Source organism: Shewanella fodinae (genome assembly GCF_014651955.1).
GTDB lineage: Bacteria > Pseudomonadota > Gammaproteobacteria > Enterobacterales > Shewanellaceae > Shewanella > Shewanella fodinae.
Genome location: NZ_BMXW01000001.1, coordinates 339,437 through 353,986, shown reverse-complemented (window position 1 = coordinate 353,986; position 14,550 = coordinate 339,437). Strand labels below are relative to the sequence as shown.

General features: G+C 50.2%; 14 protein-coding genes. 6 read left to right on the top strand and 8 right to left on the bottom strand.

Going from position 1 to position 14,550, the window contains the following annotated elements; genetic code table 11:
* Positions 1 to 181 precede the first annotated feature (181 nt).
* From rnm to rluB, 5 genes are all read left to right on the top strand, one after another.
* Positions 182 to 1,039 (top strand): RNase RNM, encoded by an 858-nt coding sequence (gene rnm, locus IE064_RS01760; RefSeq protein ID WP_189615845.1) that lies wholly within the window; start codon positions 182 to 184, stop codon positions 1,037 to 1,039.
* A complete protein-coding gene (locus IE064_RS01755; RefSeq protein WP_133037695.1) occupies positions 1,039 to 1,659 on the top strand; it encodes an L-threonylcarbamoyladenylate synthase in 621 nt (206 codons plus the stop codon). Before rnm ends, IE064_RS01755 begins: the two co-directional genes overlap by 1 nt.
* Before the next feature lie 61 nt (positions 1,660 to 1,720).
* Positions 1,721 to 2,512, top strand: a complete 792-nt coding sequence (locus tag IE064_RS01750; RefSeq protein ID WP_189615843.1) for a segregation and condensation protein A — start codon at positions 1,721 to 1,723, stop codon at positions 2,510 to 2,512.
* Positions 2,513 to 2,529: 17 nt separating this feature from the next.
* Positions 2,530 to 3,126 (top strand): SMC-Scp complex subunit ScpB, encoded by a 597-nt coding sequence (scpB, locus tag IE064_RS01745; protein WP_189615841.1) that lies wholly within the window; start codon positions 2,530 to 2,532, stop codon positions 3,124 to 3,126.
* Positions 3,119 to 3,979, top strand: coding sequence for a 23S rRNA pseudouridine(2605) synthase RluB (gene rluB / locus IE064_RS01740; protein WP_189615839.1), 861 nt, complete (start codon positions 3,119 to 3,121; stop codon positions 3,977 to 3,979). Before scpB ends, rluB begins: the two co-directional genes overlap by 8 nt.
* A gap of 59 nt (positions 3,980 to 4,038) precedes the next feature.
* Here rluB and IE064_RS01735 read toward each other — a convergent pair whose 3' ends face one another.
* The gene (locus IE064_RS01735) at positions 4,039 to 4,959 is read right to left on the bottom strand and encodes a M14 family metallopeptidase (protein WP_189615837.1); all 921 of its coding nucleotides are present in this window, start codon (positions 4,957 to 4,959) and stop codon (positions 4,039 to 4,041) included.
* Between the two features lie 44 nt (positions 4,960 to 5,003).
* Positions 5,004 to 5,750, bottom strand: coding sequence for a YciK family oxidoreductase (locus IE064_RS01730; protein ID WP_189615835.1), 747 nt, complete (start codon positions 5,748 to 5,750; stop codon positions 5,004 to 5,006).
* Between the two features lie 261 nt (positions 5,751 to 6,011).
* Between IE064_RS01730 and IE064_RS01725 the strand changes: the two genes are divergently transcribed.
* A complete protein-coding gene (locus IE064_RS01725) occupies positions 6,012 to 8,477 on the top strand; it encodes a VolA/Pla-1 family phospholipase (protein ID WP_189615829.1) in 2,466 nt (821 codons plus the stop codon).
* 70 nt (positions 8,478 to 8,547) lie between these two features.
* Here the strand turns inward: IE064_RS01725 and xthA are convergent, their stop codons facing one another.
* From xthA to ackA, 6 genes are all read right to left on the bottom strand, one after another.
* Positions 8,548 to 9,363, bottom strand: a complete 816-nt coding sequence (gene xthA / locus IE064_RS01720; protein ID WP_133037688.1) for an exodeoxyribonuclease III — start codon at positions 9,361 to 9,363, stop codon at positions 8,548 to 8,550.
* Entirely contained in the window at positions 9,364 to 9,663 is a 300-nt protein-coding gene (locus tag IE064_RS01715; RefSeq protein ID WP_133037687.1) for a YciI family protein, read from the bottom strand.
* Positions 9,663 to 10,208 carry a septation protein A gene (locus tag IE064_RS01710; RefSeq protein WP_189615827.1) on the bottom strand — a complete coding sequence of 182 codons (546 nt, stop codon included), beginning with the start codon at positions 10,206 to 10,208 and terminating at the stop codon, positions 9,663 to 9,665. Before IE064_RS01710 ends, IE064_RS01715 begins: the two co-directional genes overlap by 1 nt.
* Before the next feature lie 66 nt (positions 10,209 to 10,274).
* Positions 10,275 to 10,712 (bottom strand): hypothetical protein, encoded by a 438-nt coding sequence (locus IE064_RS01705; RefSeq protein WP_189615825.1) that lies wholly within the window; start codon positions 10,710 to 10,712, stop codon positions 10,275 to 10,277.
* Between the two features lie 294 nt (positions 10,713 to 11,006).
* The gene (pta, locus tag IE064_RS01700; RefSeq protein WP_133037684.1) at positions 11,007 to 13,145 is read right to left on the bottom strand and encodes a phosphate acetyltransferase; all 2,139 of its coding nucleotides are present in this window, start codon (positions 13,143 to 13,145) and stop codon (positions 11,007 to 11,009) included.
* A 113-nt stretch (positions 13,146 to 13,258) separates the two neighbouring features.
* Complete coding sequence (gene ackA, locus IE064_RS01695) at positions 13,259 to 14,455, bottom strand: acetate kinase (protein WP_189615823.1); 1,197 nt, start codon at positions 14,453 to 14,455, stop codon at positions 13,259 to 13,261.
* Positions 14,456 to 14,550: the final 95 nt, after the last annotated feature.

The following is a 14,550-nucleotide window of genomic DNA, read 5'->3' as shown; positions in this document are numbered from 1 at the left end:
ACCATACGATGCTAAGAGAAGCGATGTTAAACATAACGAAAGATTCCTGTTCAGTGATTGGCTTATAGAAAACCGCAGTCGGCTGCTAAAGTCAACGAATTATTCGCAAGTTTTTCGAAATAATCTTGAGCCTTAATAAGATAAATCGCTTTTACCGGGCAAACTCAAGTACAATAAGCAGATGATTACCGAACAAACCTGTATTGATCTGCACTGTCACAGCAGCGCCTCTGACGGAGCTTTGGCACCATCTGAAGTGGTCGCCAGAGCCCTCAACAATGGCGTTGATGTCTTGGCGATTACTGATCACGACACCATTGCGGGGCTGGCCGCAGCTCAGCAGTTTAACCAGCAACAGCCTCAGCCTCTGCAACTGGTGACCGGTGTGGAGATCTCTACTCGTTGGCACGCGTATGATATCCATATCGTTGGCTTGGCATTTGACTGTGAGCATCCACCTCTGCTGGCTTTTTTGGCACAACAATGTCAGCTAAGAGAATTGCGGGCGCAGGAAATTGGCCAACGGCTGGAGAAAGCTGGTATTGAAGGCGCTTACCAAGGGGCCAAACTGCTGGCTGGCGATGCAGCATTGAGCCGTGGGCATTATGCTCGCTATTTGGTTGAAACTGGCGTGGTCGACGATATTAGCAAGGTATTTAAACGTTATCTGGCGCGTGGTAAGACTGGCTATGTACCCAATACCTGGGGCGATATGCAGACAGCGATTGCGGCGATCCACGCAGCGGGTGGTATCGCGGTATTGGCACACCCCAGTGGTTATCAGCTGAAAGGCAAATGGTTGAAGAAGTTGGTGCGAGAATTCAAAGACGCCGGTGGCGAAGCTATGGAAGTGGTGTTGGGACAACAGTCGCCTGACGACTTAGTGCAATTAGCGCAGTTAGCCAATCTCAATGGCTTGATGGCCTCGGTGGGCAGCGATTTTCATTTCCCCGGACGCTGGCTGGATCTCGGTAAAAATTTACGTCGGCCCAAAGGGTTGAATTGGGTCTGGCAAACAGAGCAATGGACAGTTGAGTAATGAGTCAGTTTTTTTATGTACATGAGGTCAATCCTCAACCGCGTTTGATCAATCAGGCGGTGAATATCCTCAAAAATGGCGGTGTTATCGTTTATCCCACCGACTCTGGTTATGCCTTGGGTTGCACGATAGGTAATAAAGACGCAATGACTCGCATTGCTCGCATCCGCCAGTTAGGAGACAACCACGAGTTTACTCTGGTATGTCGTGACCTGTCTGAATTGTCCACCTATGCCCGAGTGGATAATCAGGCATTTCGATTACTGAAAAATAATACCCCAGGCCCTTATACGTTTATTTTTAAGGCAACTAAAGAGGTGCCACGGCGGTTACAGAATGAGAAAAAACGCACTATTGGCATTCGGGTGCCAGACAATGTGATTGCGGCGGCGTTGTTGGAAGCGCTGGGCGAGCCATTGATGTCTACGACACTGGTGCTTCCAGGAAATGATGTGGCTGAATCGGATCCTGAAATGATCCGCGATGAACTGGAACACCAAGTTGATGCCATTGTGGCTGGTGGTTATCTCGGTGAAAAGCCCACCACAGTGATTGATATGTCAGAAGACAGCATTGAAATTGTCCGTGAAGGCGCTGGTGACATAACGGCGTTTCTTTAACCGATATTAGTCGTTATAATCGCGCGTTTGCTGGAAATGGCGTAGCAGCAAGGAGAAACGGATGGCCGAAGGCGTTCAGCAGAGTTTACCGCTTGCCATTGTGCGTGGTGAAGTGCTGCAGGAGTTGCCGTCCGATCTGTTCATTCCCCCTGAAGCGTTGGCGGTGTTTTTGGAAGCCTTCGAAGGGCCGCTGGATCTGTTGCTTTACCTGATCCGTAAACAGAAGTTGGATGTGGTCGATCTGCCGCTAACACAGATAACCGCACAATACTTGGAATATATTGAGATGCTGCAGGGCGCCAGAGTGGAACTGGCAGCCGACTATCTGGTGATGGCAGCAACACTGGCAGAGATTAAATCGCGGTTATTGCTACCAAAGCCGGAGCTGGAAACGGACGAAGAGGAAGATCCTCGTGCGCAATTGATCCGTCAGTTGAAGGCTTATGAGAGTATCAAGGATGCGGCCATGCAGTTGGATCAACTGCCACGGTTGCAGCGAGATGTGTTTCAGGCAGGGGCTGCGCCCTCGCCAGCAATTCGGCCGACATTGGTGCCACCGGATGTCAGCTTGTTGGAATTGGCAAGAGCCTTTGCTGATGTGCTAAAGCGGGTGGAAGCCTATGGCGATCATCAGGTACGCAAAGAGCAGTTATCAACCCGGGAACGCATGAGTCAGATCTTGGCGCAGCTTTCCAGTGAGCGATACACCTCTTTTAGCGAGCTGTTTTCCATCAGCGAAGGACGTGCTGGGGTAGTAGTGAGTTTTCTGGCGTTGATGGAATTGGTCAAAGGGCTGCTGGTGGAATTAGTGCAAAGCGAACCGTTTGCACCCATTTATCTGAAAGCATTTTAATCAGAACGGAGAGTTGAGTGCCTCAAATCAATGACTTGCAACTGAAACAATTGGTTGAAGCCACACTGTTTGTGTTGGCAAAACCGGTGTCAGTCAAAGCATTGCGAGACACGGTGCTGGCGGATTTCACTGTGTCATTGCCACGCTTGAAGGCAGTGCTGGATGAACTGGTTGTGGATTACCAAGAACGCGGCGTACAACTGGTGAATGTCGCAGGAGGCTACCGCTTTCAAACCCGTGATAGTCTAAGCGAGATACTGCAGACGTTGTGGCAGGAGCAAGCGCCTAAATATTCGCGGGCGACGCTAGAAACACTCGCGGTAATTGCTTATCAGCAACCGGTAACCCGCGGCGAGATTGAAGCGGTGCGGGGCGTGGCTGTCAGCAGCCAAATCATCAAGAATTTAACGGATCGCGGCTGGGTGCGCGTAGTGGGACACAAAGAGGTGCCGGGACGGCCTGCGTTGTTTGCCACTACTGCGGAGTTCCTAGCCTATTTTGGCCTCGATAAGCTGGCGGATTTGCCGCCGTTAACCGATGCTGAATCATTAGCGGCAGTGTTTTCAGGAATGAAGACCATGCCGGAAACCATAGAAGAGTCAATTAATGAGTGAAAAATTGCAGAAAATCTTGGCCCGTGCTGGCCATGGCTCCCGTCGTGAGATGGAGGCATGGATAGCTGCAGGCCGGGTGAGTGTCGATGGCGAAATTGCTAGTCTTGGTGACCGCATTGAAGCGGATGCCAAGGTCCGTATCGATGGTCGCCAGGTATCGCTCAAGTCAGCCGACGAAGTGATCTGTCGCGTGCTGGCTTATCACAAACCTGAAGGCGAGATTTGCTCTCGCAAAGATCCCGAGGGGCGTCCAACCGTGTTTGACCGACTGCCACGTACCCGTGATAGTCGTTGGGTTGCCGTCGGGCGTCTGGATATCAATACCTCGGGGTTGCTGCTGTTTACCTCTGATGGTGAACTGGCGAATCGCTTGATGCATCCCTCTAACGAAGTAGAGCGTGAATATGCGGTGCGCACCTTTGGTGAAGTCAGCGATCTGGTGGTGCAAAAGCTACGCACTGGCGTCATGCTGGAAGATGGCCCAGCACAGTTTGATCAAATCAAATCAGCCGGTGGTGAAGGTATCAACCAGTGGTGGCATGTAGCATTACATGAAGGCCGTAACCGCGAAGTTCGGCGCTTGTGGGAAGCGGTAGAAGTGCAGGTCAGTCGTTTGATCCGTGTGCGTTACGGCATGATTGAATTGCCTAAAACCTTGCCGCGTGGTGGTTGGATGGAATTACCGTTGGAGCAGGTGAATTATCTGCGGCAGCTTGCCGGACTGGAACCGGAAACCCGCTCTATGCTGGGTATGGATAAGCACAGTGTGGCACGGGCCAAAGTGCGTAGCGCTAAAGTGCGCCGAGCGGTGCGCAAACAGAAAACCACCCAAGGTAAACCAACCCAGCAATAGTCTGAAAATAACACAAAAGGCCACGGTGCAAGTGGCCTTTTCGTGAATTAAGCAGAAGGTTAACGGTTGTACCGCAGGAAATCGAGCGCGCCACAAACCGCAGCCACTTGTGCCTGATTGCAGATATCAGCCGTGGCTTTAGGGCTGTCTGGATACACTTCGGTGGTACAGGTGTAGGGAGCACCGCTGACACTGGCACATAAGCCCAATGCTTTGAGGGCATATTCGATAACCCCAGGTTGCACCACTGTTGAGCCAATGATATTGCCGTCCTTATCCGCCGGGGCGATGTGTGTCACTTTCGCAACTGCATCGATGATGGCTTTTTGAAATGCAGGTTGAGGGTGCGCGCTGTCATCAACCACATAAAAACCATCGGGAATTTCACCGGGCTCATAATCTTTGCCATCTCTGGCAGACAGTGCTGGCCGAAACTCGCTTTCATCGGTGTCAGTGGTTTCATGCAGATCGATATGCGCTAAAAATTCGCAGTTCTGCGCAGCAACCAATGCCATCAATGCGGCAGATTCCTCGGCAGGGCTATCAGCATAAAAGGAACGGTTAGGATCAATTGCCAGCGGATTCCAGCGGTTGATCACCTCATAGCCCCAGGGGCTGACGCAAGGAGCGATAAGTAAGTTAAAGTCGTTGATGTACTGCTTAGCTTGCGTTTGGGCAAACAGTAATGCCCCCTGAACCCCCGACGTTTCGTAGCCATGGACACCGCCGGTGATCAATACGCAGGGTTTTGCTGCATCCCAATCCTTTGATTTCAGTGCCAGCAACGGATAACGGGCGGGGTCATAGCTGAGCGCACCATATTGTAGTAGCTCAAATTGATCACCAAGTGCGTTGATTTTCTCGACCACTTGTTGCTGATAGCTACGCTTGATAACTTGGGATTGACGCCACTGTTGTTTTTCATTATCACCCCAGGGAATACCTGGTGTTCCGATGGGATAGCTTGATTCTTGACTCATCATCGATGCCTTGTTGTTGTGTTTCTTGTGAAATCATTGGGTGTTTAGGGCTTGGGCTGCGCGCTGAATTGCTGACCATTTTCGTGGCGACTGTCATCACCCATAAGGTACAAATATAACGGCATGAGTTGTTCAGCGGTTTTAAGTGTCAGCGGATCTTCAGCCGGGTAAGCGCTGGCGCGCATGGCCGTGCGAGTCGCACCTGGATTGATGCTATTGCTGCGCACCGTGCTGCCATCACATTCATCTGCCAGCACCTGCATCATGCCTTCAGTGGCAAATTTGGAGATAGCATAGGCGCCCCAATAAGCACGCCCCTTGCGCCCGACACTACTGCTGGTAAACAAAATGGAGGCCGCTGGAGCGCGTCGTAGCAGCGGCAGTAGCGGTTGGGTCAGTGCTAATTGGGCCACCACATTGACCTTTAACAGCTGTTCTAACGTTGTCATGGGAAGCTGTTCCAGCGGAGTTAGTGTTCCTAACAGACTGGCATTGTGCAATAAACCATCGAGTTGGCCGAATTGAACCGCAATCAGGTCTGCTAGGTGTTGGTAGTCATCAGGCGTTGCGGTGGCAAGATCCAGCGGCATGATAACCGGTTCAGGGCTGCCTTGAGCCATAATGTCATCATACACCAGCTCCAGCTTATGTTGTGTCCGTCCGAGTAGAATGACGGTAGCACCATATGCCGCGAAGGTGGTTGCCGCCGTACGGCCGATGCCATCGCCTGCGCCTGTTACCAAAATAATTTTATGCTGCAATAAATCTTTTTTGGCCTGATAGTCCAACATCCGTCTACTTCCCGTTTTTCCAATAACCCGCTACCAGATTGGTGTTGGCGGGGATTGTTTGGTTTGTTTAAAACAAATGACCGATTAATGGTGTAAAACCTTGGTTTCATTTGTTTCTGTTTGGTAGCTAAACTGATAATTTTGCATTAACTTGTTAAGGATTGAGACTTAGGTCTCATCTCTGTGGTCGCTGTATTTGGGGTATTGTGACCAATTTGTCAGGGAAACAAAACTACTACAACAAGACTTGGGGTTACAAACATGAACAGACGGATAGTAGTTGCTGCGGTGATGGCAGCATTCGGACTCACAGCCTGCGGCGGTGACAGCTATGACGAGCTGAAAGATAACACAGAACCATTGGTGCCAGAAACGCATCTGGTATTTGATCCCGCGAATTCAGCGGTACCGATACCGAATGATCTGCTGCTCAGTGGTACGCTCGACGGTACGCTGAACATGCCGGGTGAAAGTTCGGGCGATTATACCGACCCGCAACTGGCGTTGGGCGCATTGGACGGTTGGTCGACTACGCAACCTATCACGATAGGGTTTGCACCAGCAAAGGACGGTAGTGGCAATCCAGTAGGTTTATTAGCATCTTCCGTTGCCCAGCCTGGGGCGGTGCGGTTATTCGAGGCAACCAGTGGTGGCCCACTGTCAACCGACAGCAGTTGTCAGTCGGCACCAGCGGTCAGCGCTTGTGCTGTGGGCGATGAATTGACCTGGGGAGAGGATTTTGTTACGCAGGTTTCAGGTAACAATATTGTCGTGGTACCGTTGAAGCCGCTTAAACCTGCCCACTCTTACCTTTATGCTGCAACTACCTTAATCAAGGACACAGAAGGCCGCAGCGTCGCGCCTTCCACAACCTATGCTTTGCTGAAAATGGATATTGCAACCCATCCACTGGAAACGCCCGATCAGCTGATGTTACAGACACTGGTCAACAGTTACGAAAAAGGGTTGAGCAGCAGCCACAGTGTTGACAGCGACACTATTATATACGCTGGCTTGTTTACTACGCAGTCAGTCAGTGATGTTTATGAAACCGTCAAACTGCTGATGTTGCAAACTGGTTCACCCTATGCGCCAACTTGGGTACAAGCGCCTATGCCCGCTGGCTATACAGCCGCGACGGCAGCAGGACTGACAGCCGCCGATGGCACTGCGTACGTACTCGCGGATATGGCCGATATTTATACGGCAGCGATAAAATTGCCCATATACGGTGACTGTTCATCTGCCAGTTGCGATGGCATTGATGGCCACTGGCAAGCATTAGGTGACAGCCCGGTGGCAGTCTTACAAGCGTTGCAGAATGGCACTATGAGCCAAAGCCATTTCGCAACTCAGGCGACAAATTATGGCATAGATCCCAGTGCAACTCTGGCTAATCCCTCTTTGCTTGCGGGAAAAACTTGGACCTTGGACGATGGTAGTAATGCTGATGTGAATCGGCATCTGACACGTTTCAATCCTATTCCAGCTATTAAGGGCTATGAGACGGTTCCATTACTTATCAGCGTGCCTAACGCCACAAAACTCGCGTTATTTTATGCCAGTCAGGGCAAAACCTTCAGCGCGCCTGCCAGCGGATGGCCAACTACACTTGCTATGCACGGCCTCGGTGGTGGCAAGGAAATGGCGCTGGCTTATGCCGGCAGTTATGCCGCTGCAGGTGTAGCGCTGGTAGCGATGGATATGCCACTACATGGTGCTCGATCATATGATGCAAATAATGATGGTGTTTATGAGGTCTCTGCCTCCGACCCGTCATTTGGTGCTGTGATCGGCAAGCCTCACGCTTTTGATAATGGCAATGCGTTGGTATTTGTTAACATCGCTAGTACCTTATCTGTACGTGATAACTTCCGACAGGCGACAGTGGATCATTTGGCGTTGCGGCTAGCCATTGGCGGACTGAGTGCTTCTCAAGCCGCGGGTGGCGCCACACCGCTGTTTGATGTGAATAAGATCACCGCGCAAGGGTTAAGCCTCGGTGCTATTGTCGGTACTGATTTTGCGACTTATGCCAGCAGTGGATTGGTGGATCCCAGCAGTGGCAGTGCCTTGCCAAATTATTACGGGATAAAAGGCGTATCGCTGGTAGCACCAAGTGGTGGACTTGCTGGCAGTTTTGCTGGCTCCGCCACCTTCTCGCCGGTGTTGTTTGCCAATATCACAGCATCTAATACGTTTAAGGCGTTAGTCACTGCGGCTAATACTGCCGGTTACGCTGAGGATTCTGCTGAGTATGCCGCATTGGTGCAAACCGTGTATCAAAGCTTTATTCCAACCTTTGCTTTCGCGGTGCAGACAGCCATAGACAGCAGCGACCCCATCAGTCAGGCGGCAATGTTGCAGGCTTCTGGCTTGCCAGTGCATTTGATAGAGGTGGTCGGTGATGGTGCTGGTAATAAACCTGATCAGGTATTGCCAAATAGTGTGAGTGGATTTCCATTGTCGGGAACCGAGCCTTTAATTGCTAACCTTGGGTTGAGTTGTGTCGATAGCAGTGGTAGCAATGGGGCGGTACGTTTTACCAAGGGGCACCACAGCTCTATTGTCAGCCCATCTGAGATTAGTGGAGTGACTGATGGTATGGCGGCGGCAGCAACCGCAGAGATGCAGTCACAAGTCGCAACGTTTGCAGCGTCAGCGGCGGCTGGAGCACCCGCAATTGTGGTTACTAATCCGCAGGTGATCCAGAGTTGCGGCAGCTAAATTAAGCGAGTCACAAGGAAACGCCCGGCTTTAGCTGGGCGTTTTGTCATGTAGGGTCTTAGCCAGAAAGCTACGCTCTGCAGTCAAACGTGCTCCATATTGGCGCATGATCTGACGGTTTTTCCATGGCTCGCAATTCATAGTCAACGTCCGCTTCTTTCAAACGTTCCGCTAATGGTGGCGTTGCCAAAATGGTGTCTATACGCAATCCGCGATTCTCGTCAAAGCCTTTACTTCGATAATCAAACCATGAATAACGTTGTTCTCGCTCTGGGTGTAATTGCCTGAACGTATCGACTAGCCCCCAGTCCAGCAGCGTTGAGAACCATTGACGTTCTTCGGGTTGGAAACTGCATTTGCCAGTTTGTAACCAGCGGCGGGCATTTGCAGCGCCTATCCCAATATCCAGATCGATTGGCGAAATGTTCATGTCACCAATGATGGCAATATCTTGCTGCGGGCTAAAGCTGGTGTTAAGCCAATGCATCAAATCTGCATAAAACTTACGTTTGGCAGGGTATTTCACTTCATGATCAATGTTTTCGCCCTGAGGGAAATAGCCGTTGATAACGGTGAGTATCCGGCCATTAGGCTGCATAAATTCGCCCGCTATTAGGCGGCGCTGGGCATCTTCTGAATCGGTGGGGAACCCTTTCTGGATCTGCAATGGTGCAATTTTTGACAGCAGCGCTACGCCGTAGTGAGCTTTACCGCCGTGGTAATGTACTTGATAGCCCATGGCCGTGACTTCATCATGCGGGAAGGCTTCGTCGTGAACCTTGGTTTCCTGCAGGCCAATAATGTCGGGCTGATGGCTGTCAATTAAAGCTTGCAGTTGATGCAGGCGCGCACGCAGGCCATTGATATTGAATGAAACAATCTTCATTTATGGTAAAACCGGTTTGAAGGGTTTGACGACCACATTGGCATACACGCCAGCGGCGACATACGGATCGGCATCGGCCCAAGCCTTGGCTGCTTCCAACGATTCAAATTCAGCCACTACTAGTGACCCCGTGAAACCAGCAGCGCCAGGATTGTCACTGTCTACTGCCGGGTGCGGCCCCGCAACCATCAATCGACCATCATCGGCAAGCAACTGCAGGCGTGCCAAGTGTGCAGGTCTTACTGATAAACGGTTTTCTAAGCTATTTTCAACGTCTTGTGCTGAGATCATGTACCACATTATTTGAGTTCCTTCCGTTGCTCTTCCGGTATATGTTTAAACAGATATAACACTGTCGCGACAGTGTTTAGCAGCGTGACTGCTGTAAGGCCAAACACCTTAAAGTTCACCCAGGTGGCCTGGCTTAAGTGAAAAGCGACATAAATATTGGCGAGGCTACACAACATAAAAAATGCTGCCCAATACCACGTAACTCTAGCCCAGATATGGTCGGCAACTTTTAGCTCATTGCCTAACATGGATCTCAGTACTGGGCGTTTAAGCCACAGGCTGACAACTAATGCCAGAGCCATCAGCGCGTAGACGATAGTCACTTTCCATTTTATGAAAACATCGTTATGCAGAAACAGTGTCAGCGAACCAAAAATAGCGACCACCACAAATGTGATGATATGCAGCTTTTCTAACTTGCGGTATATCGCGTAGGTGATGACTAATTGCAGTGCGGTTGCCGCCACCAATACCCCACTGGCGACGTAGATGTCATATAGCTTATAGACAGCGAAAAAAATGATGAGCGGGAGAAAATCCAGTAACTGCTTCATGATTGACCAGGGAATTCCAAAACTTGCTCGAGTGTAGCACGCTCTGTGAGGAAGGATAACCCTAGACTAGAAGGCTCCGACGTTGGTTTTGCCTGTTTCTGGCACAATCTCAACAATTATCCAGCTGTTACCTCTTTTTTTTAGTTTAAGCGAACGGTCATCTATCCATTTTTCTCCTGCCTTTTTCCCTACCAGTTTTACGACTACGGTAACTTCGTCGGAGAACTTACGGAAAAAATCGATATCGATGTCTTCAATTGACAGTGTTACGTCAGTCATGGACAAGTTGAGCATATAACGCTGTACCGATGGCGCAATGTAATAGCTGCGCAGCACCTCTTTAATGGGCGCATCAACATATTGCATAGCTTCTTGGACATCACGATCCACATAGATCGCCTGAAAAAAGCCGAGTGCAACTTGTTCCGGTGATGCCTCGCCATCTTTGGTCGCATCGCTACAGCCAAACAGGCATATCATAAGGAGAAATATTACGTATCTCATGGCTTTACCGATGTAGACGGGTGTGGTCAGTATCCGGTTTTTTGTGGCGGACCGCAAGTCGCTGTAGAAAGTCGATGACCAATACTGAATTGCGGCTGAATAAACCTGATGGTTATCCACAAAATCTGTGGACAACTTTGTTGAATACTCACAGCGTCTTGTCTAACTTTTTGAAATAACGTTTAAATTACTGATGGTCAATTTTTGTCGCGCACGGAAAAACAGTTGCAATGTCACACTGCGGACTGACTCAAATAAAAAAGGCGCCACAAGGGCGCCTTTACTTATGCTCATTTAGTTCTGGGTCGCCTGGATGGCTGTTAACGCGATGGTATACACAATATCGTCTACCAATGCGCCACGGGACAAATCGTTAACCGGTTTACGCATTCCTTGTAGCATTGGGCCGATACTGATCAGATCAGCGCTGCGCTGTACCGCTTTATAGGTGGTATTACCTGTGTTTAGGTCAGGGAAGACAAACACTGTTGCTTTACCAGCAACTGGGCTATCAGGCGCTTTGGAGCGGGCTACGTTTGGCATTACCGCAGCGTCATACTGCAACGGGCCATCAATCACCAGATCAGGACGTTTCTCTTTCGCGATCCGCGTAGCTTCACGTACTTTATCGACATCAGAGCCGCTGCCTGAGTTACCGGTAGAGTAACTGATCATCGCGACTCTTGGCTCAATCCCAAAAGCCTTCGCGGATTCGGCAGACTGGATAGCGATGTCCGCTAACTGCTCCGCATCTGGATCTGGGTTGATAGCGCAATCACCGTAAACCAGCACCTGATCCGGCATCAACATGAAGAAGATTGAAGAAACCAGATTGGATCCTGGCGCCGTTTTAATCAGCTGTAGCGGTGGGCGGATGGTGTTGGCGGTGGTATGCACTGCGCCAGACACGATGCCGTCCACTTCGTCCTGTGCCAGCATCATGGTGCCGAGCACCATGTTGTCTTCTAACTGTTCGCGGGCAACAACTTCGGTCATACCTTTGCCGCGGCGCAATTCCACCATCGGCTGAACATAACGTTCGCGAACTTCATCAGGATCCACAATATCTATGCCGTCACCGAGCGTTACGCCTTGCAGGTTGGCAATACGCATGATTTCATCGCGTTTACCCAGTAATACGCAGTGGGCGATACCGCGCTCGGCGCAAATAGCAGCGGCTTTAATTGTGCGTGGTTCATCACCTTCTGGCAGCACCACGGTTTTATGGGCGGCTCTTGCCAGTTCTGTCAGTTTGTAACGGAATGCGGGTGGAGACAGTCTGTGCTCGCGAGGCGAGTTTTCGGTAACACTTTCAATCCAGTTCTGATCGATATGACTTGCGACATATTCCTGAACCAGATCAATACGAACGGCGTCATCGACAGGAACTTCATGGTCAAAGCGCTGGATGTTGAGCGATGTCTGCCAGGTATTGCTGTCAATCAGGAATACTGGAAGGCCGGTTTCGAAGGCTTGTTCACACAGTTCCATAATGGCTGGTTCCGGCTCGTAACCGCCACTGAGCAATAAGGCGCCGATTTTTACGCCATTCATGGCGGCGAGACAAGCAGACACTATCACATCTGAACGGTCACCCGAGGTGACTAGCAGCGAATCCGTTTTGATGTGTGTGACCATATTCGGTAAGGAACGAGCACAAAACGTGACTTTTCGCAGGCGACGAGTGTGCATCTCGCCAGCGTTGAGAATTCTGGCACTCAGATGTTTGGCTAAGTCGGATGCTCGTGGTGACACCAAGGCAAGGTTATAGGGCACGCTGCCTAAAATACGGAGCGGGCTCTTGCCGGGGAGTTGGAACATGCCAGCAGTATCAATATGCTGACTAGGATCATGGTCAAACATTTCAGACAGATCTGGACGCATCCGTCCTTCTTCATCTACCGGAGCGCCTATCTTGTTGACGATAGCACCGATCAGGCGACGATTCTGGGCACCGCCCCAGGAGTGATAGGCGATTTCTAAGCGGTTCATCAGTCCGATAGGGGTATCATTGCCTGGTGTTGCGACAAAAATGATATCGGCATCTAATGCTTTGGCAACGGCATAATTGATGTCATCGGCAAAGTGATGGCTACGGGTATGCACCAGACCTTCTACAATCAAGGTCTCAGTGGCACCAACCGACTCTGATACTCTGGCGATTATCTGTTCCATCAGCACATCTGTCTGATCGGCACGGATCAGTGATTCTGCATGCGCCATGTCAAATGGCTCGAGCGGATTAACTGTAGGTGATTTGCTGAGAATAGTGGTGGAACGCTCCGGCCCTTTATCGTCGGGGCGCAGTTGCGCAATGGGTTTGAAAAAGCGAACTTTGACGCCATGACGTTCAAGCGCACGTACCATCCCCAGACTAATTGAGGTAAGGCCGACGCCTGTACCTATGGGGATCAACATAATGTTACGGGACATAAAAACCTCTTCTGAAAACCGTTGCTGCGATAACTACTTGCCCGCAAGGTTTTGTTGTTTGTCCAGACACCGCGCCCCGCAAAGGTGAGCAGTTGACGCGGTATAACTGTTGATTACTCAATGAGTTTTAATGCATCTGCCGCAATAACCCATTCTTCATTTGTCGGGATCACCATGGCAACAGGGCTGGTATCAGCGGTAATAATGCCGCTGTTACCAAAGCGGGCCGCTTTGTTACGCTCATCGTCAACCTGGAATTTAAATATAGCCAAGTTTTCTAGCACCTTACGGCGTACCAAATCAGAATTTTCACCAATGCCACCAGTAAACACTACTGCATCCAGTTTTCCGAGCGGTACTGTGTATGATGCAATATATTTGGCGAGACGATAGCAGAAGATCTCTAGTGCTAATGTGGCACCTTTATGGCCTTCAGCATAACCCTCTTCGATCCCGCGACAATCGCTGGTTAACTCCGAGATCCCCAGCAGTCCACTCTGTTTATTGAGCATGGAGTTGACTTCATCTACTGTGTATCCCAACTGATGCACTAGGTGGTAGACAATGGACGGGTCCATATCGCCGCAACGCGTGCCCATCACCAGGCCTTCCAGTGGTGTCAGTCCCATAGAGGTGTCCACACTTTTGCCACCTTTGATAGCAGTAACTGACGCGCCGTTGCCTAAATGAGCTGAAATCAGACACAGCTCTTCGACAGGTTTTTCGAGCATTTGCGCGGCTTGGCGGCTGACAAACAGATGGCTGGTACCGTGCATGCCATAGCGACGGATACTGTGCTCGCGGTAAAGTTTATAGGGTAGGGCGTAGATATAAGCTCTTTCCGGCATAGATTGGTGAAAGGCGGTGTCAAACACAGTCACCTGGGGTAAGTCAGGAAAAGATGCGATAGCTGCGCGGATACCAATAAGATGCGCCGGGTTGTGCAGTGGTGCCAGTGATGCACACTCTTCAATACCATCAATGACCGTATCATCAACAATCATCGAATGGGTGAACTTTTCCCCGCCGTGCACAATGCGATGCCCGACGGCCAGAATTTTGGATAATAATTCCGGTAATGGCCCTAATATATTTTCAACAATAAATTCAACTGCTTCGCGATGAGCCGTATAAGCACCAAGTGACATTTCATGTTTTTCGCCATTGTATTTCCACTTGATGCGCGAGTCTTTTAGACCAAAACACTCTGCCAGCCCAGAAATTTCTGCATCGCCAGTGATGGCGTCGATGACCGCAAATTTCAGCGACGAGCTGCCACAGTTTAAAACCAATACCAGTTTATTTGACATCTTAATAAACCTTATGCCGTTTTAATAACTGATCCGGGAAAGCCAGCTTCCGAACCTGTGTTCATTTAGCATTTCCTTACCCAGTTCTATATTGG

Bases quoted from the DNA above. Each gene is read 5' to 3' on its own strand.
- rnm (WP_189615845.1), top strand. From the start codon at position 182: ATGATTACCGAACAAACCTGTATTGATCTGCACTGTCACAGCAGCGCC.
- IE064_RS01755 (WP_133037695.1), top strand. From the start codon at position 1,039: ATGAGTCAGTTTTTTTATGTACATGAGGTCAATCCTCAACCGCGTTTG.
- IE064_RS01750 (WP_189615843.1), top strand. From the start codon at position 1,721: ATGGCCGAAGGCGTTCAGCAGAGTTTACCGCTTGCCATTGTGCGTGGT.
- rluB (WP_189615839.1), top strand. From the start codon at position 3,119: ATGAGTGAAAAATTGCAGAAAATCTTGGCCCGTGCTGGCCATGGCTCC.
- IE064_RS01735 (WP_189615837.1), bottom strand. From the start codon at position 4,959: ATGAGTCAAGAATCAAGCTATCCCATCGGAACACCAGGTATTCCCTGG.
- IE064_RS01730 (WP_189615835.1), bottom strand. From the start codon at position 5,750: ATGTTGGACTATCAGGCCAAAAAAGATTTATTGCAGCATAAAATTATT.
- IE064_RS01725 (WP_189615829.1), top strand. From the start codon at position 6,012: ATGAACAGACGGATAGTAGTTGCTGCGGTGATGGCAGCATTCGGACTC.
- xthA (WP_133037688.1), bottom strand. From the start codon at position 9,363: ATGAAGATTGTTTCATTCAATATCAATGGCCTGCGTGCGCGCCTGCAT.
- IE064_RS01715 (WP_133037687.1), bottom strand. From the start codon at position 9,663: ATGTGGTACATGATCTCAGCACAAGACGTTGAAAATAGCTTAGAAAAC.
- IE064_RS01710 (WP_189615827.1), bottom strand. From the start codon at position 10,208: ATGAAGCAGTTACTGGATTTTCTCCCGCTCATCATTTTTTTCGCTGTC.
- IE064_RS01705 (WP_189615825.1), bottom strand. From the start codon at position 10,712: ATGAGATACGTAATATTTCTCCTTATGATATGCCTGTTTGGCTGTAGC.
- pta (WP_133037684.1), bottom strand. From the start codon at position 13,145: ATGTCCCGTAACATTATGTTGATCCCCATAGGTACAGGCGTCGGCCTT.
- ackA (WP_189615823.1), bottom strand. From the start codon at position 14,455: ATGTCAAATAAACTGGTATTGGTTTTAAACTGTGGCAGCTCGTCGCTG.